This is a genomic window from Streptomyces katrae (genome assembly GCF_000966975.1).
GTDB lineage: Bacteria > Actinomycetota > Actinomycetes > Streptomycetales > Streptomycetaceae > Streptomyces > Streptomyces katrae.
The window spans coordinates 1-26230 of sequence record NZ_JZWV01000014.1 but is presented as its reverse complement, the minus strand read 5'-3'; the positions used below and the strand labels follow the sequence as shown (position 1 = coordinate 26230).

The 26230-nt window shown below is 70.3% G+C and carries 22 protein-coding genes and 1 pseudogene; 12 read left to right on the top strand and 11 right to left on the bottom strand.

Going from position 1 to position 26230, the window contains the following annotated elements:
• The first annotated feature begins 115 nt into the window (after positions 1-115).
• The gene (locus tag VR44_RS01035) at positions 116-1024 is read left to right on the top strand and encodes a LysR family transcriptional regulator (RefSeq protein ID WP_045945405.1); all 909 of its coding nucleotides are present in this window, start codon (positions 116-118) and stop codon (positions 1022-1024) included.
• Between the two features lie 61 nt (positions 1025-1085).
• Positions 1086-1565: an NUDIX hydrolase gene (locus VR44_RS01030; protein ID WP_045945404.1), complete on the top strand. Its 480-nt coding sequence runs from the start codon at positions 1086-1088 to the stop codon at positions 1563-1565.
• Positions 1566-1598: 33 nt separating this feature from the next.
• Here the strand turns inward: VR44_RS01030 and VR44_RS01025 are convergent, their stop codons facing one another.
• Complete coding sequence (locus VR44_RS01025; RefSeq protein ID WP_094191349.1) at positions 1599-2804, bottom strand: globin domain-containing protein; 1206 nt, start codon at positions 2802-2804, stop codon at positions 1599-1601.
• A 120-nt stretch (positions 2805-2924) separates the two neighbouring features.
• Complete coding sequence (locus tag VR44_RS01020; RefSeq protein ID WP_045945403.1) at positions 2925-3575, bottom strand: HAD family hydrolase; 651 nt, start codon at positions 3573-3575, stop codon at positions 2925-2927.
• 118 nt (positions 3576-3693) lie between these two features.
• Between VR44_RS01020 and VR44_RS01015 the strand changes: the two genes are divergently transcribed.
• Both VR44_RS01015 and VR44_RS01010 read left to right on the top strand, forming a co-directional pair.
• Entirely contained in the window at positions 3694-4581 is an 888-nt protein-coding gene (locus tag VR44_RS01015; protein WP_094191348.1) for a GNAT family N-acetyltransferase, read from the top strand.
• Positions 4582-4598: 17 nt separating this feature from the next.
• Positions 4599-5060 carry a GNAT family N-acetyltransferase gene (locus VR44_RS01010; RefSeq protein WP_045945401.1) on the top strand — a complete coding sequence of 154 codons (462 nt, stop codon included), beginning with the start codon at positions 4599-4601 and terminating at the stop codon, positions 5058-5060.
• A 2-nt stretch (positions 5061-5062) separates the two neighbouring features.
• Here the strand turns inward: VR44_RS01010 and VR44_RS01005 are convergent, their stop codons facing one another.
• Both VR44_RS01005 and dnaB read right to left on the bottom strand, forming a co-directional pair.
• The gene (locus VR44_RS01005) at positions 5063-6448 is read right to left on the bottom strand and encodes a serine hydrolase domain-containing protein (protein WP_045945400.1); all 1386 of its coding nucleotides are present in this window, start codon (positions 6446-6448) and stop codon (positions 5063-5065) included.
• 9 nt (positions 6449-6457) lie between these two features.
• A complete protein-coding gene (gene dnaB, locus VR44_RS01000; protein ID WP_045945419.1) occupies positions 6458-7924 on the bottom strand; it encodes a replicative DNA helicase in 1467 nt (488 codons plus the stop codon).
• A 452-nt stretch (positions 7925-8376) separates the two neighbouring features.
• Between dnaB and VR44_RS00995 the strand changes: the two genes are divergently transcribed.
• The gene (locus VR44_RS00995; protein WP_045945399.1) at positions 8377-9714 is read left to right on the top strand and encodes an MATE family efflux transporter; all 1338 of its coding nucleotides are present in this window, start codon (positions 8377-8379) and stop codon (positions 9712-9714) included.
• Between the two features lie 89 nt (positions 9715-9803).
• On the opposite strand, the gene rplI is transcribed toward VR44_RS00995, so the two are convergent.
• The 4 genes and pseudogenes from rplI to rpsF form a co-directional block, all read right to left on the bottom strand.
• Positions 9804-10250, bottom strand: coding sequence for a 50S ribosomal protein L9 (gene rplI, locus VR44_RS00990; RefSeq protein ID WP_045945398.1), 447 nt, complete (start codon positions 10248-10250; stop codon positions 9804-9806).
• A gap of 18 nt (positions 10251-10268) precedes the next feature.
• Positions 10269-10505 carry a 30S ribosomal protein S18 gene (gene rpsR, locus VR44_RS00985; RefSeq protein WP_005315025.1) on the bottom strand — a complete coding sequence of 79 codons (237 nt, stop codon included), beginning with the start codon at positions 10503-10505 and terminating at the stop codon, positions 10269-10271.
• 43 nt (positions 10506-10548) lie between these two features.
• Entirely contained in the window at positions 10549-11130 is a 582-nt protein-coding gene (locus VR44_RS00980; RefSeq protein ID WP_045945397.1) for a single-stranded DNA-binding protein, read from the bottom strand.
• A gap of 72 nt (positions 11131-11202) precedes the next feature.
• Positions 11203-11512 (bottom strand): annotated as a pseudogene (gene rpsF / locus VR44_RS00975) (30S ribosomal protein S6).
• Positions 11513-11764: 252 nt separating this feature from the next.
• Here rpsF and VR44_RS00970 point away from each other — a divergent pair.
• The 3 genes from VR44_RS00970 (at position 11765) to VR44_RS00960 (ending at position 14431) form a co-directional block, all read left to right on the top strand.
• Complete coding sequence (locus VR44_RS00970; RefSeq protein ID WP_045945396.1) at positions 11765-12076, top strand: hypothetical protein; 312 nt, start codon at positions 11765-11767, stop codon at positions 12074-12076.
• 131 nt (positions 12077-12207) lie between these two features.
• The gene (locus tag VR44_RS00965) at positions 12208-13326 is read left to right on the top strand and encodes a lipid II:glycine glycyltransferase FemX (protein WP_045945395.1); all 1119 of its coding nucleotides are present in this window, start codon (positions 12208-12210) and stop codon (positions 13324-13326) included.
• A gap of 73 nt (positions 13327-13399) precedes the next feature.
• Positions 13400-14431, top strand: a complete 1032-nt coding sequence (locus VR44_RS00960; protein ID WP_045945394.1) for an alanine racemase — start codon at positions 13400-13402, stop codon at positions 14429-14431.
• Between the two features lie 44 nt (positions 14432-14475).
• Here VR44_RS00960 and VR44_RS00955 read toward each other — a convergent pair whose 3' ends face one another.
• Together VR44_RS00955 and VR44_RS00950 are read right to left on the bottom strand one after the other, a co-directional pair.
• Complete coding sequence (locus VR44_RS00955; protein ID WP_045945393.1) at positions 14476-15963, bottom strand: glycosyltransferase family 87 protein; 1488 nt, start codon at positions 15961-15963, stop codon at positions 14476-14478.
• A gap of 88 nt (positions 15964-16051) precedes the next feature.
• Positions 16052-18625 (bottom strand): transglycosylase domain-containing protein, encoded by a 2574-nt coding sequence (locus VR44_RS00950; protein ID WP_094191347.1) that lies wholly within the window; start codon positions 18623-18625, stop codon positions 16052-16054.
• Positions 18626-18897: 272 nt separating this feature from the next.
• On the opposite strand from VR44_RS00950, the gene VR44_RS00945 reads away from it, so the two are divergent.
• The 3 genes from VR44_RS00945 to VR44_RS00935 all read left to right on the top strand — a co-directional run bounded on the left by VR44_RS00945 (position 18898) and on the right by VR44_RS00935 (position 22033).
• The gene (locus tag VR44_RS00945) at positions 18898-19500 is read left to right on the top strand and encodes a PadR family transcriptional regulator (RefSeq protein WP_045945391.1); all 603 of its coding nucleotides are present in this window, start codon (positions 18898-18900) and stop codon (positions 19498-19500) included.
• A 50-nt stretch (positions 19501-19550) separates the two neighbouring features.
• Positions 19551-20633, top strand: coding sequence for an inositol-3-phosphate synthase (locus VR44_RS00940; protein WP_045945390.1), 1083 nt, complete (start codon positions 19551-19553; stop codon positions 20631-20633).
• 116 nt (positions 20634-20749) lie between these two features.
• The gene (locus tag VR44_RS00935; protein WP_045945389.1) at positions 20750-22033 is read left to right on the top strand and encodes an MFS transporter; all 1284 of its coding nucleotides are present in this window, start codon (positions 20750-20752) and stop codon (positions 22031-22033) included.
• A 49-nt stretch (positions 22034-22082) separates the two neighbouring features.
• Here VR44_RS00935 and VR44_RS00930 read toward each other — a convergent pair whose 3' ends face one another.
• On the bottom strand, positions 22083-23558 hold the full coding sequence (locus tag VR44_RS00930; RefSeq protein ID WP_045945388.1) for a CCA tRNA nucleotidyltransferase: 1476 nt from the start codon (positions 23556-23558) through the stop codon (positions 22083-22085).
• Between the two features lie 209 nt (positions 23559-23767).
• On the opposite strand from VR44_RS00930, the gene VR44_RS00925 reads away from it, so the two are divergent.
• Positions 23768-26026 carry a DUF6049 family protein gene (locus tag VR44_RS00925; RefSeq protein WP_211274990.1) on the top strand — a complete coding sequence of 753 codons (2259 nt, stop codon included), beginning with the start codon at positions 23768-23770 and terminating at the stop codon, positions 26024-26026.
• Positions 26027-26230: the final 204 nt, after the last annotated feature.

Genomic DNA, 26230 nt, shown 5'->3' with positions numbered 1-26230 from the left:
CCCGCAAGAACCACGTCGACAAGGCTAGTTGACTCAGCGTCAGAGTCCAATCACGGTAACGACAGGAACCTATCGGCATATTTATAGTTGAAGGCCCCCACCGAGAGGGGCCGCCATGGACCTGGCCCTGCTGCGCACGTTCGTCGCCGTGCACCGGGCCGGCTCGTTCACCCGGGCCGCCACGCTCCTCGGGCTGTCCCAGCCCGCGGTCACCTCCCAGATCCGGACCCTGGAGCGCCAGCTCGGCCGCCCCCTGTTCCACCGCCGGGCCCGCGGCGTCACGCCCACCGCCGTCGGCGACGAACTGGCCCACAAGGCCGCCCCGCACCTGGACGCCCTGCTGCGGATCGCCGAGACCGAGCGGCAGACCGCCGGCGCCCTGCGCACCCTGCACCTCGCCGGGCCGCCCGAGTTCCTGACCCTGCGGGTGCTGCCCGCCCTCGCGCCCCTCGTCGGCCACGGCCAGACGCTGCGCACGGTCTTCGCGGCCGACGCCGAGGAGAACCTCGCCGGGCTCGCCGCCGGCCAGCACGACCTGGTCGTCACCACCGCCCGGCCGCGCGGCGGGCCCTTCACGGCCGGTGCCCTCTGCGACGAGGAGCAGGTGCTGGTCGCCGCGCCCTACTGGGCCGCCCTCGCCGACCCGGGCGAACTGCTCGCCAAGGGCCCCGAGGCCCTCGACGGAATCCCGGTCGTCGAGGTCCACGAGAGCCTGCCGCTGGTCACCCGCTACTGGTCCGCCGTGTTCGACGCCGTACCCGGCTCCGCCCCGGACACCGCCGCCACCGTCGTGGCCCCCGACCTGCGGGCCGTGCTGGAGTGCGTCCGGGCCGGCGCCGGACTCGCCGTCCTGCCCCGCTACCTCTGCCAGGACGCCCTCGACCGCGGTCAGGTCGTCGCCCTGCTGGAGCCCTCCGTACCGCCGCTGCGCACCTGGTTCCTCGTCGTACGGACCGGCAGTCTGGCCCTCGCCCACCTGGCCCGTGCCCATGACCGCCTGCTGCGCGCCGCCGCGCACTGGTGAGCCCCTCGGGTTTCGGACGATGGCGCGTTTCAGAAGCGCGGACGTGGGCCACTCTTCTCCCATGACCGAACGTCCCGTGGTCAAACGCACCGCCCGAGCGATCCTGCTCGACGGTGACGACCTGATCCTCATCAAGCGCACCAAGCCCGGCGTCGATCCGTACTGGGTCACCCCGGGCGGCGGTGTGGAACCCTCCGACGCCACCGTGGTGGACGCCCTCCACAGAGAGCTCGACGAGGAACTCGGCGCCAAGATCACCGATGTGGTGCCCTGCTTCGTCGACACCGTCGAGCACATCGCCTCGGGGGGAGTGACCGGGGTGAAGGTGCAGCACTTCTTCGTCTGCCACCTCGAATCGATGGACCCCGAACGCCGGCACGGCCCCGAAGTCAACGATCCGCAGGGCGAGTACGAGATCGTCCGCGTGCCCTTCAGTCGCGTCGGCATCGCCGCGGTCCACCTCGTCCCGCTCTCGCTGCGCCACTACCTCGACGGCAACATCGAGGGGGTGCGCGCCATGCACGCCCCCGACCTGGGCTGAATACCCGGGGGAGCGGGCGGGCCCGTGCCGGTCTCAGCCGGCGACGCCCGCCAGTTCCTCGAGCGCGTCGTAGCGGATGCGCTCCCCGGGGATCCCGATCCGCTTGAGCGCGTCCACACCGCTGCGGATCATCGCGGGCGGCCCGGAGATGAAGGCGTCGTACGAGCTCCAGGGCCCGTTCTCGCCGACCGCGTGCGGCAGCTGGCCCGCCATGCCCTCCCCGATCACGGGGCGCACCGACAGCCACGGATGGGAACGCTGCAGGCCCAGCAGGGTGTCCTTGTCGTACAGGTCGTCATCGCTGCGCGCCCCGAAGAAGACCTCCACCGGCCGGCGTTCGCCGTGCTCGGCCACGTCCTCGATCAGCGCCTTGATCGGGGCGATGCCGGTCCCCCCGCCCAGGCACAGCATCCCGTTGTCGGTGCTGTGGTCCACCACCATCGACCCGGCAGGCGGGCCCAGCCGCAGTACGTCCCCCGGGCGGGCACGGCGCACCAGGGCGTTGGAGACCCAGCCGGCCGGCACCGCCTTGACGTGGAAGGACAGCAGCCCGTCGGCGCGCGGCGCCGAGGCGAAGGAGTAGTGCCGCCAGACCCTCGGCCACCACGGGGTCTCCAGGCTCGTGTACTGGCCGGCGAGGAACGGGTACGGCTGGTCGGGACGGACCGTCAGAACCGCGATGTCCGAGGTGCGCAGGTCGTGGGAGACCACCTCGGCGTGCCACCACGCCGGCGCCCGCACCTCGTCCTCCGCCGCCGCGTCGATCATGATCTGGGAGATGGCGGTGTACGCCCGTACCCAGGCGGCTTCCGCCTCCGGGCCCCAGGTGAACTCCGCGTACCGGGCCAGCGCACCGATCAGCGCCTCCCCGACCGCCGGGTAGTGGGCGGCCATGGTGCCGTACTTGCGGTGCCCGGTGCCGAGCCGGCGCAGATACGGGGTGAGCACCGCCGGGTCGTCGATGTGCTCTGCTGCCGTCAGCAGCGCCTTCAGCAGGCGGTCGCGCTGGACGTCCATGGCCACGGGGAACATCTCCCGCAGCTGCGGATGGCCCGTGAAGACCAGGGCGTAGAAATAAGAGGTGACCTTGTCGGCGACGGGAGCGACCTCGGCAAGGGTCCGACGGATGAGGACGGCGTCCGGGGAGGGTTCGGTCGCACCGCCCCCGGAAGGTATCCGGCCCGTCGGTCTCGCCGATCTGGTGGGCGGAAGGTCCATGCGGTGCCTCGCTTCGAGCATCTCGGTCGGGTCTCACACGCCACGGCCTCGAATCCGTGGTTCCGGGTTTCACAGCGTGCCAGCCGACCGAGAGGACCGCGGGGGAATGGGGAAAAACCGCGTTTCGAACCCACGATCCCCTTAAGATGCTGCGACTCCCGGGCGCGTCCCGCCCAGGAGCTGGTATGCCTCCCGCAGGTCACGGCCCTCGTAGACATGGGTGGCCCGCTCCACCAGATGCGGGCGCGCGTTCACCGCCACCGACCGCGGCAGGGCCCCGAAGAGGACCGCGTCGGTCATCGAGTCCCCGTACGCCACACAGTCGGCCCGGGTCACCCCGAAGCGCTCGCACAGCCGGTCCGCGACCGTCAGCTTGCCCTCCGGCGTCAGGATCCCCGTCACGTCGACGGGCCGGGTGAAGGGCACCTCGGGGAAGACCGAGCCGTGCGCGGCGTGCGCGCCCCACTCCAACAGCAGCTCGACGAAGAACGAGGGAGACAGGGAGATCACGGCGCAGTAGTCCCCGCGCTCGCGGATCTCCTGCCAGACGTCCCGGATCCCGATCAGCCACGGGGCCCCGTCGAAGGCCGCCCGGACGTGCGCGGGCGTCAGCTCGGCCCACATCTCGCGCGCAGCCGTGGAGAACTCCTGCGGGCCGATCTCACGGGCGCCGAAGGCCCGTTCCAGCTCGGCTATCTCGACCTCCAGGCCGAGCTGCCGGGAGATCTCGACCGGGGCGGCCGAGCCGTACATCAGGGTTCCGTCGAGATCGAACAGGTGCAGCAGCGTCATAGCCGTCGAGGCTAACCTCTGCTTTTGGCGCGAAGCACCGTGTTTCACGTGAAACATCGACCCGTCGGCCACCGGAATCCCCTGGACGCCCGAGGAGCGGATGATCCACTCTGGGCCGGTGACACCACCACTGCTCACCGATCTGCCGATCCGCGCGCTGGCCCCGGACGATCTCCGCCATTGCGCCGACCTGTCCCAGGACCGCGGCTGGCCGCGCGAGGACCACAAGTGGGGGCTGCTCCTCACGGCCGGCACCGGATACGGCATCGACGCGCCCGACGGGCAGGGCCTCGCCGCGGCCTGCGTCGTGACCGCCTACGGGGACGACCGGGACGAACCCGACCTCGCCGCCATCGGCATGGTCCTCGTCGCCGACCGGTTCGCCCGCCAGGGTCTGGGCCGCCGCCTCATGCGGTACATCTGCGACGAGGTCCTCGCCGGCGTCCCGCTCACCCTGCACGCCACTCCCTACGGCCGCCCGCTCTACGAAGAGCTCGGCTTCGACACCACGGGCCGTGCGGAGATGCTCCGCGGCCCCTTCCTGCCCGATCCCGAGCGGACCGGCTCCGGCGCCGTCCCGGTCCGGCCGGCCACCGCCGATGACCTTCCCAGGATCATCCGACTGGACACGGAGGTGTTCGGCACCGACCGGACCCACATGATCACGCGCCTGCCCGCCTTCACGGACCGGCTGCTCGTGGCCGAGGACGACTCCGGCACGCTCATCGGATACGCCGCCATCTGGCCCAACATGGAGACCCATGTCGTCGGCCCCCTGATCGCCCGGGACACCGCCACCGCCCAGGCACTGGTGACCGCCCTGGCCGCGAGCACCGACCGCCCCCTGCGCACCGATGTCGACGTGCGCCACGAGGAGCTGGTGTCCTGGCTGAAGGAACGTGGTCTGGAATCCCTCGCCTTCAACGCGGTCATGACCAGGGACATCCCCGGCCTGCCGGGTGACTGGACCCGTCGCTGGGCCCCCCTCACCGTCGCCGCCGGCTGAGCAGAGGAGAGCCGACCATGAACGAACCTTCCGGGCTGACCATCCGGCCCGCCACCGAGGCGGACCTGCCCGCCATCGTCGCCATGCTCGCCGACGATCCGCTCGGCGCCACCCGTGAGTCCCCGGACGACCTGGCTCCGTACGCCAGGGCCCTCAAGCGGCTGACCGAGGACCCGCACCAGCACGTCGTGGTCGCCGTGCGCGGCGAGCGCGTCGTGGGCACCCTCCAGCTGACGTTCGTGCCGGGCCTGTCCCGCAGGGGATCCACCCGCTCGATCATCGAAGGAGTCCGCATCCACGCCGACGAACGCGGCAGCGGACTGGGCACGCGGTTCATCGAGTGGGCCGTCGACCGGTCCCGCGAGGAGAACTGCCAACTGGTACAGCTCACCTCGGACGTGAGCCGCACCGATGCCCACCGCTTCTACGAGCGGCTCGGCTTCACCCCCTCCCACGTGGGGTTCAAGCTCCAGCTCTGACGTCAGCCGATGCCCCGCCAGCCCTGCGGGTCCACCCCGCCGGGCACCGGGGCCCCGGGGTCGTAGGGCTCGCGCGTGAAGACGAACGAGGCCAGGTCGAGGTGGCTCACGGAGCCGTCCTCCCGTCGTACCGCCCGCAGGGTCTCACCCGCGTAGTAGCCCGTCAGACCCGTCCACGTGCCGTCGCTCCCGGCCCGGAAACGGGCCGACCGGCCCGTCACGCCCACCGGGCCCAACTCCAGCGACCCGTCCGACTTCAGTCGCAGTCCATGGGGTGCGGTGCCCCAGTACCAGACACCGCAGAGCTCCAGCGGCACCCGGTCGGCCTCCGCGAAGGGCCGCCACGGCGTCGGGAAGCGGGGTTCCGCGTCCGCCACGATCCCGAGCAGGTCGGTGGCCACCCCCGAGGCCGGCAGACCCGAGGTGCAGTTCGACAGCACCACGGCGGCCACGTCGTCCGCCTCACTCAGCCAGAGCCCGGCGACGAACCCGGGGAGCGAACCGCCGTGCCCGGCCAGCCGGCGCCCGCGCTGGTCCGCGAGCTGCAGCCCCAGCCCGTAGCCGGCGTCCGCGAGCCCGGGCTCCGGGGGCGCCACCGCGGTGCGCATCTCCCGTACGCTCTCCGCGCTCAGCACCCGCTCGTCGCCGTGCATCAGCAGGACGGCGAACCGTGCCAGGTCGCGGGTCGTGGACCACAGCTGGCCGGCCGGAGCCATCAGTCCCAGGTCCTCCGCCGGCTCCGGCATCATCACGTCCGCCCAGGGGTGCACCGCCCAGCCGCCAGCGTGCGGCGCCTGCGGCTGCCCACTCGTACGGTGCAGCCCCAGCGGCTCCAGGACCTCGGTGCGCAGCACGTCCTCCCAGGGCTTCCCGCGCAGCGCCTCGACGAGCGAACCCAGCAGGGTGTAACCCGGGTTGGAGTAGTGGTGCCGCGTCCCCGGCGTGTGCTTGAACGGCTCCTCGCCGAGCACGTCGGCGAGTCCGGGCCGCTGTGCGCCCGGGGTGCGCTCCCACCATTCGCCGGGGGTCTCGGCCGCCAGCCCGCCGGTGTGGGCCAGCAGCTGGGCGATGGTCACCTCGTCGGCGCCGGTCCCGGGCAGGTGCTTGCCCAGCGGGTCCGAGAGGGCCAGCAGCCCCTCGTCCCGCAGCCGCAGCACCAGGACCGCCGTGAAGGTCTTCGTGATCGACCCCACCCGGTACTGCACGTCCCCGTCAGGGCCGTGCCCCTCGACCGAGGTCCGCGACCCCTCCCAGACCACTTCCCCGCCCCGCACGACCGCGGCCACCACGGACGGGGCCCGGCCCTCGCTCTGCGCGACGGCGATCCGGTGGCTCAGCGCGCGCCGGGTCGAGGGGAGGAGTTCGAGGTCTTCAGAGAGGGCATCCATGATCGGATGCTACGTGTTGGCCATGTCCACGAACCGCGAATAGTGGCCCTGGAAAGCCACGGTGATGGTGGCGGTCGGACCGTTACGGTGCTTGGCGACGATCAGGTCCGCCTCGCCCGCACGGGGGGACTCCTTCTCGTACGCGTCCTCACGGTGCAGCAGGATCACCATGTCGGCGTCCTGCTCGATGGAGCCGGACTCACGCAGGTCGGAGACCATCGGCTTCTTGTCGGTGCGCTGCTCGGGACCACGGTTCAGCTGGGAGAGCGCGATCACCGGCACCTCGAGCTCCTTGGCCAGCAGCTTGAGGTTTCGGGACATGTCCGAGACCTCCTGCTGACGGCTCTCGGGACGGCGGGAGCCGCCCGACTGCATCAGCTGGAGGTAGTCGATGACCACGAGCGAGAGGTCGTTGCGCTGCTTGAGCCGACGGCACTTGGCCCGGATCTCCATCATCGACAGGTTCGGGGAGTCGTCGATGTAGAGCGGGGCCGCCGAGACGTCGGGCATCCGGCGGGCGAGCCGGGTCCAGTCGTCGTCGGTCATGGTGCCGGAGCGCATGTGGTGCAGCGCCACCCGGGCCTCTGCCGAGAGCAGGCGCATCGCGATCTCGTTGCGGCCCATTTCGAGGGAGAAGATGACGCTCGGCAGGTTGCTCTTGATGGAGCAGGCACGGGCGAAGTCCAGCGCGAGCGTCGACTTGCCCATGGCGGGACGGGCCGCGATGACGATCATCTGACCGGGGTGCAGTCCGTTGGTCAGGGAGTCCAGGTCGGTGAACCCGGTCGGCACGCCCGACATCTGTCCGGAGCGCGATCCGATGGCCTCGATCTCGTCGAGCGCGCCCTCCATGATGTCGCCGAGGGGCAGGTAGTCCTCGGAGGTCCGCTGCTCGGTGACGGCGTAGATCTCCGCCTGGGCGCTGTTGACGATCTCGTCGACGTCGCCGTCCGCCGCGTACCCCATCTGTGTGATCTTCGTACCGGCTGCGACGAGGCGGCGCAGGACGGCCCGCTCGTGGACGATCTCCGCGTAGTACTCGGCGTTCGCCGCGGTCGGTACGGACTGCACCAGGGTGTGCAGGTACGAGGCGCCGCCGACCTTGCTGATCTCGCCGCGCCGGGTCAGCTCCGCGCCGACGGTGATGGGGTCGGCGGGCTCGCCCTTCGCGTACAGGTCGAGGATGGCCTGGTAGATCGTCTCGTGCGACGGGCGGTAGAAGTCGTGGCCCTTGAGGACCTCGACCACGTCGGCGATCGCGTCCTTGGACAGCAGCATGCCGCCCAGCACGGACTGCTCGGCGTCGAGGTCCTGGGGCGGGACGCGTTCGAAGCCGCCGCCCCCGCCGTCCCAGGAGCCGCCCTCGCGGCCCCGGTCGCGGTCCTCGTCACCGCCGCGGCCGCGGCCCTCACCGTTCCGGCGCGGACGGGCGGGCAGACGGTCGCTGGGACCGCTGTCGGCCCAGGGGTCGTCCATGGGCTCGGGCATGCTCACCGGGCCGCCTCCTCCCGTCCGCAACGCGGACCTCGCCGTGTCACTCTTTCTACGACACGGCTCTGACATTTGGGACACCCGGATCGGCTCTCGGCGCGTCGGGCAACGCTCCACGGTAGGGCCGCGGGCGACGTCAGCCAATCTTGTTATCCACAGGCTGTGTGGATGACATGTGGACGACGGACCCAATGCTGTGGGTAAGTCGCCCGAAGCTGTGCACAGACCGGGGGACGGTGCTGTGGACAAAATCACCTGACCCACCTTGGCACCGGCGCTGACCTGCAATTTTCTCCTCCACCGACGGCTGCGGAGAAAATTCTTGGCCACTGTCCCAAGATCGCTCGTACCTGTACGCCGAGAACGCCCAAGTCAGGGCCCCGGTAAGGATCCATAGACACTTGTGTCTATTACCTGTGGAAGATTAGATTGAGCACATGACACAGGCCCCCACAGCTGAGAAGGCCGCCCCGAGACGGCACGACCGCGAGATCCTCGCCCTCGCCCTCCCCGCCTTCGGCGCCCTCGTCGCCGAGCCCCTCTTCGTGATGGCCGACAGCGCCATCGTGGGCCACCTCGGCACGCCCCAGCTGGCCGGCCTCGGCGTCGCGGCCGCGCTGCTCACGACCGCCGTGAGCGTCTTCGTCTTCCTCGCCTACGCCACCACCGCGGCCGTCGCCCGCCGGGTGGGCGCCGGTGACCTCCGAGCCGCGATACGGCAGGGCATGGACGGCATCTGGCTCGCCCTCCTGCTCGGCGCGGCGGTCGTCGCCGTCGTCCTGACCACCGCGCCTTCGCTGATCTCCCTCTTCGGCGCCTCGGACACCGTCACCCCGTACGCGATCAGCTACCTGCGCATCTCCGCGCTCGGCATCCCGGCCATGCTCATGGTGCTGGCGGCCACCGGGGTCATCCGCGGCCTCCAGGACACCCGCACGCCGCTCTACGTGGCCATCGGCGGCTTCGCCCTCAACGGCGCCCTGAACGTGGCCCTGGTCTACGGAGCGGGGCTGGGGATCGCGGGATCGGCCTGGGGCACGGTCATCGCCCAGTGCGCCATGGCGGCCGCCTACCTCTGGGTGGTGGTCCGGGGCGCGCGCCGGCACGGCGCCTCCCTGCGGCCCGACGCGGCCGGCATCCGCGCCAGCGCCCAGGCGGGCGCGCCCCTGCTGGTCCGCACCCTGTCCCTGCGCGCCATCCTGATGATCGCCACCGCGGTGGCGGCCCGGCTGGGGGACGCCGACATCGCTGCCCATCAGATCGCGCTGTCCCTGTGGAGCCTGCTGGCCTTCGCCCTGGACGCCATCGCCATCGCGGGGCAGGCCATCATCGGCCGCTACCTGGGAGCCGGCGACACCGAGGGCGCCCAGGCCGTCTGCCGCCGCATGGTGCGGTGGGGCATCGGTTCGGGCGTGGTGCTGGGGCTGCTGGTCGTCCTGGGCCGCCCCGTGTTCATCCCGCTGTTCACCGCGGACCCCGTGGTGGAGGACGCCCTGCTCCCCGCACTGCTGGTCGTGGCCCTGGCCCAGCCCGTCTGCGGGGTCGTGTTCGTCCTCGACGGGGTGCTGATGGGCGCCGGGGACGGCCCTTACCTCGCCCGGGCCATGCTGCTGACCCTCGCCGTGTTCGCCCCGGCAGCCCTGCTCGTCCCCGTCCTCGGCGGCGGTCTGACGGCCCTGTGGTGGGCCATGACGCTGATGATGGTGGTCCGGATGGCCACCCTCCAGCTGCGCGCCCGCTCGGGCCGGTGGCTGGTGGCGGGCGCCACCCGCTGACCCCGGGGGCATGTTTCACGTGAAACGACGCCGGCCGGAAACGACGAAGGGCCGCACCCCGGAGGGGTGCGGCCCTTCATGCGCTGCCCTTAGGCGGCGACGACCTCGATGCCCACGTTCGCGGCGACCTCGGCGTGCAGACGCACGGAGACCTGGTACGAACCGAGGGTCTTGATCGGGGAGCCCAGCTCCACGCGGCGCTTGTCGACCTTCGGGCCACCGGAAGCCTCGATCGCCGTGGCGATGTCGGCCGGGGTGACGGAACCGAAGAGGCGACCGGCGTCACCCGCGCGGGTGGCCAGACGGACCTTCACACCCTCGAGCTGGGCCTTGACCTCGTTGGCCTGCTCGATGGTCGCGATCTCGTGGATCTTGCGGGCGCGGCGGATCTGCGCCACGTCCTTCTCGCCACCCTTGGTCCAGCGGATCGCGAAACCACGCGGGACCAGGTAGTTGCGAGCGTAACCGTCCTTGACGTCGACGACATCGCCGGCGGTACCGAGGCCAGAGACCTCGTGGGTCAGGATGATCTTCATTAGTCGGTCACCCTTTCCTTAGCGCGCGGTGGACGTGTAGGGCAGCAGCGCCATCTCACGGCTGTTCTTCACGGCCGTGGCGACGTCACGCTGGTGCTGCGTGCAGTTGCCGGTAACGCGGCGGGCACGGATCTTGCCGCGGTCGGAAATGAACTTCCGCAGCATGTTCGTGTCCTTGTAGTCCACGTACGCGGTCTTGTCCTTGCAGAACGCGCAGACCTTCTTCTTAGGCTTGCGCACAGGCGGCTTCGCCATTGTGTCTCTCCTGTGTGATCAAGAAGTGGGGTTACGGGCCGCCCTAGAAGGGGGGCTCGTCCGAGTAGCCACCGCCGGAGCCGCCGGAGCTTCCGCCCCAGCCGCCCCCGCCGCCCTGCTGCTGGCCGCCGGCCGGCGCGCTGGACGCCCACGGGTCGTCGGAGGGAGCTCCGCCGCCCTGGGGACCGCCGCTGGGGGCTCCCCAGCTGCCGCCGCCCTGCTGCTGACCGCCGCCGCCGTATCCACCCTGGCCACCGCGACCGGTGGTCTTGGCGACCTTGGCCGTGGCGTTCTTCAGGCTGGGGCCGACTTCCTCGACGTCCAGCTCGTAGACCGTGCGCTTGACACCCTCACGGTCCTCGTACGACCGCTGCCTCAGCCGGCCCTGCACGATGACGCGCATGCCCCGCTGGAGGGACTCGGCGACGTTCTCGGCCGCCTGCCGCCACACCGAGCAGGTCAGGAACAGGCTCTCGCCGTCCTTCCACTCGTTGGTCTGACGGTCGAAGGTGCGGGGGGTGGACGCGACACGGAACTTCGCGACCGCCGCACCCGAGGGGGTGAAGCGCAGCTCGGGGTCGTCGACGAGATTGCCGACGACCGTGATGACGGTCTCGCCTGCCATGGATGAACCTCTCGGCGGGGATTGCTGCTGGGCTGCTGTGCTACTCGATCCCGATTACCGCTGAACCGGAGTTCAGTGGGTCTCGGGGCGAAGGACCTTGGTCCGGAGAACCGACTCGTTCAGGTTCATCTGGCGGTCGAGCTCCTTGACGACCGCAGGCTCGGCCTGCAGGTCGATGACCGAGTAGATGCCCTCGGGCTTCTTCTTGATCTCGTAAGCGAGACGACGACGGCCCCAGGTGTCGACCTTCTCGACCTTGTGTGACCTTCTCGACCTTTCCGTTGCCCTCACGGACGACGGAGAGGAAGTTCTCGATCAGCGGGGAGACAGCGCGCTCCTCGAGATCGGGGTCGAGGATGACCATCACTTCGTAGTGACGCATGTGGAACCCACCTCCTTTGGACTCAGCGGCCACGGTCGATCCGTGGCAGGAGGGTCGTGATGCGTGCCGCACGGTGCCTGAGAGCAGACACCGCGCAGACCGTACAGACTACCTGCTCGACTCCTTCCGGTTGAAATCCGGCAGGAGGGGGCCACAATCTGTATGCATCGGGTGTGCTCGGTGCTATGCCCCCGGCCCCGGCCGGAGGCTGCGTCGCAGCACCGCTCTGCTTCAGCCAGGAGGTGCCTTCCTATGGCACAGGCAATGGACCGTCCGCCCATCTCCCTGCTCGCGACCGACGGCAAGCCCCACCCCCTCCAGGACACCCTGGTGGCGGTCACCCTGATCCTCGGCGCCGTGGCGTTCGTCACTGCGTTCTTCCACAATCTGCACCTGCTCAGCTCCTGGACGGGGCTGCTCGGAATCGCGACCGGCCTGTACGGGCAGTTCATCTCCGCGACGACACGCGAGCGCTTCGCACTGATCATCGGCCTTGGCGCGGCTGGGATCGGCTTCTTCCTCGGCATGGCGCACGGCGGCCTCTTCGGCGGCTGGATGGGCTGACGGGGGGATCTCCTCGGCGGGGCGCCGGCCGGACACCGGCCCGGGCTACGGCCCGTCCCCCAGATGGGTGGCGCCCCCGTCGCAGTAGGCTTCGCGCCATAGCAGCGAAGCCGCCCGAGGAGACAACCCGCATGAGCCTGTCCCTGCGCACCATCAGCCGAGAGCAGCATCTGGCGTACCTCCAGAGCCTGCCCTCGGCTAGTCACTGCCAGGTCCCGGCGTGGGCCGACGTCAAGAACGAGTGGCGCTCGGAGAACCTGGGATGGTTCGACAAGTCCGGTGAACTCGTCGGCGCCGCCCTCGTCCTGTACCGCCAGCTGCCCAAGGTGAAGCGCTACCTCGCCTACCTCCCCGAGGGCCCGGTGATCAACTGGTACGCCCCCAACCTGGAGGAGTGGCTCCAGCCGATGCTGGCGCACCTCAAGCAGCAGGGCGCCTTCACCGTGAAGATGGGCCCGCCCGTCGTCATCCGCCGCTGGAACTCCGCCGCCATCAAGGCCGGTATCCAGGACCCCGAGGTCAAGCGCCTGCGCGACGTGGAGGCCTCCTACATCGAGCCCCGCGCCTTCGAGGTGTCCGACAAGCTGCGCCGCATGGGCTGGCAGCAGGGCGAGGACGGCGGTGCCGGCTTCGGCGACGTCCAGCCCCGCTACGTCTTCCAGGTGCCGCTCGCGAACCGCTCGCTGGACGACGTCCTCAAGGGCTTCAACCAGCTGTGGCGCCGCAACATCAAGAAGGCCGAGAAGGCCGGCGTCGAGGTCGTCCAGGGCGGCTACGAGGACCTGCCGACCTGGCAGTACCTGTACGAGATCACGGCCGAGCGCGACAAGTTCCGCCCGCGCCCGCTCAGCTACTTCCAGCGCCAGTGGACGGCCCTCAACTCCGAGGACCCCAACCGCATGCGGCTGTACATCGCCAAGCACGAGGGCGAACCGCTCGCTGCCGCCACGATGCTGACGGTCGGCCAGCACGTCTGGTACTCCTACGGCGCCTCCGCCAACCACAAGCGCGAGGTCCGTCCGTCCAACGCCATGCAGTGGCGCATGCTGCGCGACTCGTACGCGCTCGGTGCCAGCGTCTACGACCTGCGCGGCATCAGTGACACCCTGGACGAGAACGACCACCTGTTCGGCCTGATCCAGTTCAAGGTCGGTACGGGCGGCGAGGCCGTCGAGTACGTCGGCGAGTGGGACTTCCCCCTCAACAAGATGCTGCACAAGGCGCTCGACATCTACATGTCGCGCCGCTGACCCCCACCCCGCCCCTTCCACACACACCGCACCGCTGCACCACGCAGCTATCCGAGAAAGGCTCCGGACGGGCATGGCGCTCACGCTCTACGTCGACACCGCGCGCTGGCGTGCGCACCAGAAGACGATCATCGACCAGTTCCCCGGTCTGATCCCCGTCTGCAAGGGCAACGGATACGGCTTCGGCCACGAGCGGCTGTGCGAGGAGGCGACCCGGATGGGCGCCGACATCCTGGCCGTCGGGACGACGTACGAGGCCGCGAGCATCAAGGACCGGTTCGGCGGCGACCTGCTCGTCCTCACCCCCTTCCGGCGGGGTGAGGAGCCGGTGCCGCTGCCGGACCGGGTGATCCGTTCGGTGGCGTCCGTGGACGGGGTCCGCGGCCTGGTCGGAGCGCGCGTGGTCATCGAGTGCATGAGCTCGATGCGCCGCCACGGCATCTCCGAGCAGGACCTGGGCCTGCTCCACTCGGCGATCGAGGACGTCCGGCTGGAGGGCTTCGCCCTGCACCTGCCGCTGGACCGGCCCGACGGCTCGGACGCCGTCGAGGAGGTCATCGGCTGGATGGACCGGCTGCGCGCGGCCCGGCTGCCGCTGCACACCATGTTCGTCAGCCACCTGCGGGCCGAGGAGCTGGCCCGGCTCCAGCAGCAGTTCCCGCAGACCCGCTTCCGCGCCCGCATCGGTACCCGGCTGTGGCTGGGCGACCACGACGCCACCCAGTACCGGGGGGCGGTCCTGGACGTCACGCGCGTGGCCAAGGGGGACCGGTTCGGCTACCGCCAGCAGAAGGCCGCCTCCGACGGCTGGCTGGTCGTCGTCGCCGGCGGCACCTCGCACGGCGTGGGCCTGGAGGCCCCCAAGGCCCTCCACGGGATGATGCCGCGCGCCAAGGGCGTCGCCCGGGCCGGCCTGGCCACCGTGAACCGCAACCTCTCGCCCTTCGTCTGGGCGGGCAAGCAGCGCTGGTTCGCCGAGCCCCCGCACATGCAGGTGTCGATCCTGTTCGTGCCCTCGGACGCGACCGAGCCGAAGGTGGGAGACGAGCTGGTGGCCCACCTGCGCCACACCACGACGCAGTTCGACCGGGTGCTCGACGCCTGAGCCGAACCCCGCCGGCCGGCCGGGCCCACCCGGTCCGGCCCCGGTCAGTCCCTGGGGTCCGTGCCCCAGGCGACCCGCTGTCCCTCCGGAGGCGCCGCGTACCGCGGCGCCTTCGCCTTGTCCCCGAGCACGAACACGTCCTCGGCCCCGTCCAGTACGCCTCCGGAGGGGTCGTCCGAGCCGTCGCGCCGTACGACGTCCCGCTCGGGCAGCAGGATGTCCCGCACGACGACCGCGCACAGGTAGAGCGTGGCCAGCAGGTGGACGGCGATGGCCAGCTGGTAGCCCTCCAGGGGCAGCCCCTGGTGCTTGTCCCCGCTGGTCGTGTAGGCGAGGTACAGCCAGATCCCCAGGAAGTAGACGAGCTCACCGGCCTGCCAGATCAGGAAGTCGCGCCAGCGCGGCCGGGCCAGCGCGGCGAGCGGGACCAGCCACAGTACGTACTGCGGCGAGTAGACCTTGTTGGCCAGGATGAAGGCGGCGACGACCAGGAAGGCCAGCTGTGCGAAGCGGGGCCGCCGGGGTGCCGTCAGCGCGAGCAGGCCGATGCCCAGGCACAGCAGCAGGGTCAGCCCGGTCGCGTAGGTGTTGGCCCCCTCCAAGGGGTTGCCGGTGCGCTGGGAGATCAGCAGCCAGATGGAGCCGAAGTCGATCGGGCGCTCCTGGCTGAACACGTAGAACCGCTTCCAGCCGTCCCAGGCGTAGAGCATGACCGGCAGGTTGACCACGAGCCACGAGACGACCGCGCCGCCGAGGGCCGCCCCGAACGCCCGCCACTTCCCGGCCCGCCAGCACAGGACGAACAGCACGCCGAGCAGCAGCACGGGGTAGAGCTTGGCCGCGGTCGCCAGGCCGATGAGGACCCCGCTGAGCAGCGGGCGGCCGCGCGACCACATCAGCATGGCGGCTGCGGCGAGGGCGACGGCCGGCAGGTCCCAGTTGATGGTCGCGTTGAGGGCGAAGGCGGGGGCGAGGGCGAGGAGCAGGGCGTCCCAGGGGCGCCGGCGGTGGGTCCGGGTGACGCAGACGGCGATGACCGCGGCGCAGGCCATCAGCATGCCGGCGTTGACCATCCAGTACATCTGCTCGCGGTGCTGGATGGCCCCGGACGAGGGGGTCAGCCAGGAGGCGACCTCCATGAAGGCGCCGGTGAGCACCGGGTACTCCAGGTACTGCATGCCTCCGTACTTGGGGTCCACCGCCAGGTCCGGGAACCTGTCGCGGTAGGGGACGAGGCCGTCGGCGAAGCCGCGGGCGGAGTACAGGTGCGGGATGTCGGAGTAGCAGGCGTGGGTGTACTGGGAGCCCGCGCCCTGGAACCAGGCCCAGTCGTAGCAGGGCAGCTTCTGCACCATGCCGAGCGCGAACATGCCGAGGGCCACGAGGACCACGACGCGGACGGGGGCCAGCCAGTGGCCGCCCGGCCGGAAGTGGCGGCCGGCCGGTCCGCCGATGAGCTCGCTGCCGGCGGCGGCGACCTCGTCCTGCTGCGTGGGCAGTACGGGCGGCCGGTCCTCGTGCACCTGGGTCATGGGCTCATCCTGCCGTACCGGCCCGGACACGGGGGAGGGCCGCCGCACGGTGTGCGACGGCCCTCCGGTGGTGCGGGTGGGGCGGGGTTCAGCCCTGGGTGCCCATGATGCTGCCCCAGGTGGTGGTGCCGCCCTGGCGTCCCGGCCGGCCCGTGGGGGACGTGGTGGCCGGGTCCGTACTGCCGCCCGTCGTGTTGCCGCCCGCTCCGGAACTCGTACCGGCCGCGGTCTGCGGGTCGCAGTTCAGGTTCCACGGCTTGGGCTTGCACGGCTTGCCCCCCTCGGACGGGGAGGGCGACACCGAGGTGGACGGGGACGGGGACACGGACGTGGACGGGGAGACGGAGGGGGACACGGCGACCGAGGGGCTGGGTGAGGGAGCACCGGCGGCGTCGGCGACGACGCCGATGTCCTCGGCCTCGGGGAAGTCCTTCACCGGGGTGCCCTTGAGGGCCTCGCGCATGTACTCGGTCCAGATCACCGCCGGGATGTCACCACCGTGGATGGAGTCGACACCGCCCACGTGGTTCATGGACATGAGCTTCTTGTCCTTGGAGTTCGGGTCGTTGCGGAACAGGGTGACCGAGGTGGACAGCTCGGGGGTGTAGCCGACGAACCAGGCCGACTTGTTCTGGTCGGTGGTACCGGTCTTGCCGGCGGCGGGCCGGCCCAGCTTCTTGGCCTTGGTGCCGGTGCCGTTCTCCACCACGTTGCGCAGGACCTTGGTGATGTTGTCCGCCACGGAGTTGTCCATGGCCCGGGACTCCTTGGGGGCCTGGAAGCCGGGCACGTCCTTGCCGTCCTTCTTGACCTCCAGCACGGAGAAGGGCTCGTGGTGCGTCCCGGAGGCGGCGAAGGTCGCGTAGGAGTCGGCCATGCGGATGGCGCTGGGCGTCGAGGTGCCGAGGGCGAAGGAGGCGTTGTTGTTCTCGTCCATCGACTCCTCGAGGATGCCGGTGGACTTCGCCACCTGGCGGACCTTGCTGTGGCCGACGTCGAAGACGAGCTGGGCGAACGGGACATTGATGGACTTCTCCATCGCCTCGTTCAGGGTCACGTAGCCGTACGGGTACTCGCTCTCGTTCTTCTGCTTGAACGGCTGGCCGTCGGGGCCCAGCAGCGGCTTGCCGGAGCGGTCGTTGATGACCGTGAGGTCGTTGGCGTTGTACTTGCTGTTCGGCGAGATGCCCGAGCCCTTGGAGTTCTGCGTGCCGTACTCCATGGCCGCCGCCAGCACGTACGGCTTCCAGGTCGAGCCGACCGGGACGCCGGAGGTGTTGGCGTTGTTGGCGAAGTACTTGTGGTCCCAGCCGGGGCCGCCGTACAGGGCGACGATCGCGCCGGTCTTCACGTCGACGGAGGCGGCCCCGAACTGCACGAAGGTGTCGTAGTCCGGCCGCTTCTTCTCGTCCAGGAAGTCGTTGCGGGTGTCCTCGACCGCCTTGGACAGGGCGTCGACCTTGGGCTTCTGGAAGGTGGTCCGGATCGTGTACCCGCCGAGGGCCATCCTCTCGGCGGGGATGTCGGCCGTCTTCATGACGTACGCCTTGGCCACCTCGACCAGGTAGCCGGTCTGGCCGGACATCCCGCTCGCCTGGGCGAGGTCCACCCGGGCGGGGAACTCCTTGTACTTGTCCCGCTCGGACTGCTCCATCCGGTGGACCGCGACCTCGCGGTCGAGCACCCACGCCCATCGTGCCCGGGCGCGCTTCTCATTGGCCTCGGGGGTGGCCGCCGAGCCGATGCCGCCGTCCGGGTTGTAGAGGTTGGGGCCCTTGAGGAGGGAGGCGAGGAACGCGCTCTCGGACGGGTTGAGGTCCTTCGCGTCCTTGCCGAAGTAGGCACGGGCCGCGGCCTGGATGCCGTAGGCGTCCCGGCCGAAGTAGGCGGTGTTCAGGTAGCCGGCGAGGACCTTGTCCTTCTCCTCGGTGGCGCCCAGCTTGATCGCGATGAAGAGCTCGGTGACCTTGCGCTTGAGCGTCTGCTCGGAGTCGAGGTAGGTGTTCTTGACGTACTGCTGAGTGATGGTGGATCCACCCTGGGTGGAACCGCCCGTGGCCATGTTCACCACGGCGCGGGCGATACCCATGGGGTCGACACCTTTGTCCGTTTCGAAGGACTCGTTCTCCGCGGCGATCACCGCATTCCGCATGGAGATCGGAATCTGGTCGATCGGGATGATCTGGCGGTTCGTGGACCCGCCGGTGGCGACCATCTGGCTGCCGTCGGCCCACTGGAAGACGTTGTTCTGCGCCTTGGCGGCCTTGTTCGCGTCCGGGGTGCCGACCATGGCGATGCCGACGCCGGCCCCGGCGATGATGACGGCGAAGAAGCCCAGGACGGAGCCGCCGACCAGCTTCCAGGAGGGCACGAACCGCTTCCAGCCGGCCTTCCCGGCGCGGGGGTAGTCGATGAGCCGCTTACGGCCGCCACCCCCGTTCCCACCTGGGCGTCCTCGGCCTGCGGCGGGGCGCTGGGCGGCCCGGCGAGCGTCGGCGCGGCTGCCGTGGGCGCTCTGTTCCGCATAGGGTCCGCCGGGCGGTGCGGCGGGAACGTCCCGTCCGGGACCGGCGCCCCGGCCCGGATGCTGCTGGGCAGCCCGACGGGACGCGGCGCGGCCGCCGCCCTGGGGCTGCGGCGGTTTGCGGCGGTGCTCGCTCATCGAACGACTACTCCTCGGGCAGGCGAGTGGCCTGGAAGCGGCAGGTGATTCCGGTTCCCCCCGGTGGTCCTGCAGCACAGCCTACGCACGACCAAAACCCAATCAGTGCCGAAGTTCACCCCAAATCAGGCAACTTGCGTCGTACGAATTGGTGATGTGACACCGGTCACCATGTCTTGGCTTGTCGCCGGAAGCGGCCCGATCTATGGTCTGGATGTATCGAGCCGATACATCAGCTCGGCATAAACTCAGAGGCAGAGAGGGGCAGGCGGATGAGCAGGCGCTCCGGCATCCTCGAGTTCGCCGTCCTCGGCCTGCTTCGCGAATCCCCCATGCACGGGTACGAGCTGCGCAAGCGGCTCAACACCTCGCTCGGGGTATTCAGGGCGTTCAGCTACGGGACTCTCTATCCCTGCCTCAAGACGCTGGTCGCCAACGGCTGGTTGATCGAAGAACCGGGGAACGCCCCGGAAGACGCTCTCGCCGCTTCACTCGCAGGGCGCCGCGCCAAGATCGTCTACCGGTTGACGGCAGCAGGTAAGGAGCACTTCGAAGAGCTCCTCTCCCACACCGGCCCCGACACCTGGGAGGACGAGTCCTTCGCCGCCCGCTTCGCCTTCTTCGGCCAGACCGAACGGGACGTGCGGATGCGGGTGCTGGAGGGCCGTCGCAGCCGGCTGGAGGAGCGGCTGGAGAAGATGCGCGCCTCGCTCGCCCGCACACGGGAGCGCCTGGACGACTACACGCTCGAGCTGCAGCGGCACGGAATGGAATCCGTCGAGCGTGAAGTGCGCTGGCTGAACGAGCTCATCGAGAGCGAGAGGGCGGGACGGGACCAGAGACGACCCGGTCCGCCCGACGAAACAGCAAAGTGAGACCTGCATCTCGCAGGCCTCGTTCCGAGAACAGACAGGGAGCAACCGGAATGGGTTCGGTTCGCGTAGCCATCGTCGGCGTGGGCAACTGCGCCGCCTCGCTGGTGCAGGGCGTCGAGTACTACAAGGACGCCGACCCGGCCACCAAGGTCCCGGGTCTGATGCACGTCCAGTTCGGCGACTACCACGTCGGTGACGTCGAGTTCGTCGCCGCGTTCGACGTCGACGCCAAGAAGGTCGGCCTGGACCTCTCGGACGCCATCGGCGCCAGCGAGAACAACACCATCAAGATCTGCGACGTCCCGAACAAGGGCGTCACGGTCCAGCGCGGCCACACCCTCGACGGTCTCGGCAAGTACTACCGCATGACGATCGAGGAGTCCTCCGAGGCTCCGGTCGACGTGGTCCAGATCCTCAAGGACCGCCAGGTCGACGTTCTGGTCTGCTACCTCCCGGTCGGTTCCGAGGACGCGGCGAAGTTCTACGCCCAGTGCGCCATCGACGCCAAGGTCGCCTTCGTCAACGCCCTCCCGGTCTTCATCGCCGGCACCAAGGAGTGGGCCGACAAGTTCACCGAGGCCGGTGTCCCGATCGTCGGTGACGACATCAAGTCCCAGGTCGGCGCGACCATCACGCACCGCGTGATGGCGAAGCTCTTCGAGGACCGCGGCGTCCGCCTCGAGCGCACCATGCAGCTCAACGTCGGCGGCAACATGGACTTCAAGAACATGCTCGAGCGCGACCGCCTCGAGTCGAAGAAGATCTCCAAGACGCAGGCCGTCACCTCGCAGATCCCCGACCGTGAGCTCGGCGAGAAGAACGTCCACATCGGCCCGTCCGACTACGTCGCGTGGCTCGACGACCGCAAGTGGGCCTACGTCCGCCTCGAGGGCCGTGCCTTCGGCGACGTCCCGCTGAACCTCGAGTACAAGCTCGAGGTGTGGGACTCCCCGAACTCCGCCGGTGTCATCATCGACGCCCTGCGCGCCGCGAAGATCGCCAAGGACCGCGGCATCGGCGGCCCGATCCTGTCGGCCTCCAGCTACTTCATGAAGTCCCCGCCGGTCCAGTACTTCGACGACGAGGCCCTGGCCAACGTCGAGAAGTTCATCAAGGGCGAGGTCGAGCGCTAGTCACGGCGCCGGTCGGGTCCAGGGTCCCCCGGGACACCTGCGCTTCGACGCTTCTTCCACCGAGGGTCTCCGGACTATGTGTCCGGAGACCCTCGGTGTATGTGACCCTTGCCCACATGCCTGTCGTACGTGATCTGCGGGTGCTCCTGCGCCGGAGGGACTTCCGCAACCTGCTCGCCGTACGGCTGTTGTGCCAGGCGGCCGACGGGACGTACCAGGTCGCCCTCGCCACCTTCGTGGTCTTCTCCCCGGAGAAGCAGACCTCACCCGCCGCCATCGCCTCCGCGATGGCCGTGCTCCTGCTGCCCTACTCCGCCATCGGCCCCTTCGCCGGAGTCCTGCTCGACCGGTGGCGCCGCCGGCAGGTCTTCCTCTACGGCAACCTCCTGCGGGCGCTCCTCGCCTGCGTCACCGCCGTACTGATCGTCGCGCACGTCCCCGACTGGCTCTTCTACGTCTCGGCCCTGTCCGTGACCGCCGTCAACCGGTTCGTCCTCGCCGGGCTCGCGGCCGCCCTCCCGCATGTCGTCGAAGCCGATGAGCTGGTCACCGCCAACGCCCTCTCGCCCACCGCCGGGACGCTCGCGGCGGTCGCCGGCGGCGGCCTGGCCTTCCTCGTCCGGATCCTCGCCTCGGGATCCAACGCCCTCGTCGTCCTGGTCGGCGCCGGACTGTACCTGTGCGCGGGACTGGTGGCGCTGCGGCTGGCCGTCGGCCTCCTGGGGCCCGACCACCCTCCCGGCCGGATGCGCCCGTCGGTCGCCGAGGGGGTCGTCCTCACCGTCCGGGGCATGGCCGAGGGGCTGCGGCACCTGGCCGGCCGGCGGGAGGCGGCCCGGGCCCTCACCGCCATGACCCTGATGCGCTTCGCTTACGGGGCCCTGACCGTGATGCTGCTGATGCTCTGCCGCTACGCGTGGACGGACAACGAGGCGGACGGCCTGGCCCTGCTGGGGATCGCCGTCGGGGTCTCCGGGGCGGGGTTCTTCGCGGCCGCCGTGGTGACCCCCTGGCTGGTGGGCCGGCTCGGCCCGCTGGGCTGGATCACCGCCTGCGCTGCCGGGTCGGCCCTCCTCGTACCGGCACTCGGGCTCTTCTTCGAGCCCGGGCCGATGCTCGTCGCCGCCTTCGCCCTGGGCGTCGCCACACAGGGGGCCAAGATCTCCACCGACACGGTGGTTCAGTCCCGGGTGGACGACGACTACCGGGGCCGGGTCTTCTCCGTCTACGACGTGCTGTTCAACGTGGCCTTTGTCGGAGCGGCCGCCGTGTCCTCGCTGATGCTCCCCGCCGACGGCCGGTCCGTGGCCCTGCTCCTGGCCACGGCCGCGATCTACGCCGCCACGGCGGTGTTCCTGCGCCGACGGCGCGGCCCGGTCGATGTTTCACGTGAAACATAGCCACCGTTTCACGTGAAACGGTGGCTGCCCCCGGCCGCGGCGGCCCCCGTCACGCCTGGGGAGCCTGCTCGGCCCACCACTGCTTGAGGGCCGCGACCGCCGCCTCGTGCTCCATCGGGCCGTTCTCCAGCCTCAGGTCCAGCAGGAAGGCGTAGGCCTTGCCCACCGCCGGCCCCGGCCCGATCTCCAGGATCTGCTGGATCTCGTTGCCGTTCAGGTCGGGGCGGATCGCGTCCAGCTCCTCCTGCTCCTGGAGCTGCGCGATGCGCTCCTCCAGGCCGTCATAGGTCCGGGACAGCGCGTTGGCCTTGCGCTTGTTGCGGGTGGTGCAGTCGGACCGGGTCAGCTTGTGCAGCCGTTCCAGGAGCGGCCCCGCGTCGCGGACGTAGCGCCGCACCGCCGAGTCCGTCCACTCGCCGTCCCCGTAGCCGTGGAAGCGCAGGTGCAGCTCCACCAGCCGGGACACGTCCTTGACCATGTCGTTCGAGTACTTCAGCGCCGTCATGCGCTTCTTGGTCATCTTCGCGCCCACCACCTCGTGGTGGTGGAAGGAGACACGTCCGTCGCTCTCGAAGCGGCGCGTGCGGGGCTTGCCGATGTCGTGCAGCAGGGCCGCGAGCCGCAGCACCAGGTCCGGACCGTCCTCCTCCAGCGCGATGGCCTGCTCCAGGACGATCAGCGAGTGGTCGTAGACGTCCTTGTGCCGGTGGTGCTCGTCACTCTCCAGCCGCAGCGCGGGCAGCTCGGGCAGGAAACGGTCGGCGAGACCCGTGTCCACCAGGAGCGCCAGGCCCTTGCGCGGGTGGGCGGAGAGCAGCAGCTTGTTCAGCTCGGCCTGTACCCGCTCCGCCGAGACGATCTCGATCCGGTCGGCCATCGCCTTCATCGCCGCCACGACCTCGGGAGCGACCTCGAAGTCCAGCTGGGCGGCGAACCGGGCCGCCCGCAGCATCCGCAGCGGGTCGTCGGAGAAGGAGTCCTGCGGGGTGCCGGGCGTCCGCAGCACGCCGGCGGCCAGGTCCTCCAGACCGCCGTGCGGGTCGACGAACTCCTGCTCCGGCAGGGCCAGGGCCATGGCGTTCACGGTGAAGTCGCGACGGACCAGGTCCTCCTCGATCGAGTCACCGTAGGAGACCTCGGGCTTGCGGGAGGTACGGTCGTAGGCCTCGGAGCGGTACGTCGTCACCTCGATCTGGAAGTTCCGGACAGCGTCTCCGACGCGGGCCGCCTTCTGGGCGCCGACGGTGCCGAAGGCGATGCCGACGTCCCACACCGAGTCGGCCCACGGCCGGATGATCTTCAAAACGTCCTGGGGACGCGCGTCGGTGGTGAAGTCGAGGTCGTTGCCGAGACGCCCGAGCAGCGCGTCGCGTACGGACCCGCCGACCAGGGCGAGGCGGAAGCCCGCCTCCTGGAACCGGCGGCCGAGCTCGTCGGCGACGGGCGCGACCCGCAGCAGTTCACTGACCGCGCGGCGCTGCACCTGACTCAGGGCACTGGGGTTGTCTTCATTGGCGTTCGGCACAACAGAAAAGGGTACGTGGCCCGCCCGGCCGGGGCCGCCCCGTTTCGCCCGGCGGAGCACGGCACGGCCCCGTCCCCGGGCCCGGGAACCGGAACCGGCCGGGAACGGATCTTGTGGAGCAAGGCGCGGCACTCGCGCACAGCGCGTCTCGTTACCATGCGTGGACGCAGAACCGACGACCACTGACACTTCGAGGGACTGGTGAGCGCGTGGCCGAGGCGGCAGAAATCCAAGGGGCGACCTCCGCCCCTGCCCGGCGCCGATGGCTACGGCGGGCGGTCGTCCTGCTGAGCGGAACGCCGGTGCTGGCCGCCCTCATCTACGCTCCCGCCCCCGTGGCGCAGGCCGCCGAGTCCCCCGTCGACGTCCAGCTGACGGAGGTCTCGCCCAGCGCCCCGGTCAAGACCGACACGCTGACCATCCAGGGGACCGTGGTCAACAACGGCCGCGAGACGATCAAGGGAGCCCACGTCGGGCTGCGGGTCGGCCCCATGGTGGGCGACCGGTCGGCCATCGACGAGGTGGCGGACCGCAAGGGCTTCCGGCCCGGGGTGGACCCCGGGGAGATCGACCAGGCCTTCGCCGCGAAGATCGACACCCTCCCCTCGAAGGTGGGCCAGCCCTTCACGATCAAGGTGCCGGTCAACAAGCTCGACCTGGGCGCCGACGGCGTCTACCAGCTGGGCGTCTCCGTCTCCGGGAAGACCGACAGCCGCCCGTCCGAGCAGGTGCTCGGCATCCAGCGGACCTTCCTGCCCTGGCAGCCGGACCCGGCCGCCAAGCGGTCCTCCCTCACCTATGTGTGGCCGCTGATCTCCACGACCCGCCTCACCGCCGAGACCGGCTCGGACGAGGTCCAGACCCCGGTCTTCATGGACGACTCCCTCGCCGAGGAGCTGCGCCCGGGCGGCCGCCTGGAGCGGATGGTCTCGCTCGGCAAGGACCTCCCCGTCACCTGGGTCATCGACCCCGACCTGCTCGCCACCGTCGACGCCATGACCAAGGGATACCGGGTGCGCAGCCCCGACCCGGACGGAAAGCCCGTCCAGGGCCGGAACAAGGCCGTGGCCGAGCAGTGGCTGAGCTCCCTGGAGAACGCCGTACAGGGCAAGAAGGTCGTCGCCCTGCCGTTCGCCGACCCCGACATCGCCTCCCTCGCCCACCACGGCAAGGACGTCTCCGGCACCCTGGGCCAGCTGCGGCCCGCCACGGACAAGGCCAAGCAGGCTGTGGAGACGGTGCTGCACGTCAACGCCTCCACCGCCTTCTCCTGGCCCGTGGACGGCGCGATCGACCCGTCCATCGTGAACGTCGCGACCTCTGCCGGCGCCCACAACGTGCTGACCCGCAGCGACAGCCTCCAGGAGACCGGCGCCCTCGGCTACACCCCCAGCGCCGCCCGTCCGATCGGCGCGGGCACCACCGCCGTGGTCGCCGACGCCTCCCTGTCCACCGCCTTCGAGGGCGACATGGCCAGCGCCGGGAACTCCACGCTCGCCGTGCAGCGGTTCCTCGCCCACAGCCTGGCCCTCAACCTCCAGGGCGGCGACGAGCCGCGCAGCTACGTGGTCGCGCCCCAGCGCCGGCCCTCCGCCAGCCAGGCGGACTCGATGGCCCTCGCCCTGCGGGGGCTCCAGGCGGCCCGCTGGAGCCAGCCCTCCGACCTGGAGGCGGCGGCCGCGGCCAAGCCCGACCCCGGCGCCGCGACCCAGGTCCCCGGTGCCGGCCAGTACCCGGAAGCCCTGAGCAAGCAGGAGCTCCCGGTGTCGGCGTTCGAGAAGATCCGCACCACCCAGAACACCCTCGACCACTTCAAGGTCATCCTCACGGCGCCGGACCGGGTCGAGATCCCCTTCGGCAACACCATCAACCGGGAGATGTCCACCTCCTGGCGCGGCCGCCCCGAGGAGGCCGACCGCTACCGCGACGAGGTCCAGTCCTACCTGGTCGGACTGACCGACAAGGTCAAGGTCGTCCCCAAGTCGGACGCCACCTTGTCCGGACATAGCGCGACGATCCCGGTCAGCGTCCAGAACAGCCTCGTCCAGGACGTGCACAACCTGGTGCTGAGGGTGAAGTCCGACAATCCGACCCGCCTGATGTTCAGCGAATCGGAACAGGAAGTCACCGTTCAGGGCGGCCACAGCCAGACGGTAAAGTTCACCGCCAATGCCACCGCGAGTGGTCCGGTCCAGGTCACCGCACGCCTCTTCACCAAGGACGGCGTGCCGTACGGCAAGGAACGCAAGTTCACGGTCGAGGCCACCGAGATCACCCCCACCGTCATGCTCGTCATCGCCGGCGGTGTGCTCCTCCTGGTCCTGGCGGGCATCAAGATGTACGCCAGCCGCAAGCGCGTCGCCGCGCGGGCGGCCGCCGAGGAGAGCACGCAGCCGAGTGACGAGACCACGGACACCGGACCGCAAAGCACAGAGGGGTCCGGAACGGGTGAGACAGTGGACCGTTGAGCGATGCCGTGGCCGGTCGGGGCCTGGGGACGATGAGGTGGGGTTGCGATGAACGCGCCGTACGACGGTGACCGCGCGCAGGGCGCCGGCGGGCCTGGGCCCTCCCAGGGCACTGCCCCCGGCACTCCGGTGCCCGGGCAGGTTCCGCCGCCCGCGCCCGCACCGGACCACGACCCCTACGTCCAGGACGCCTACGACTACGAC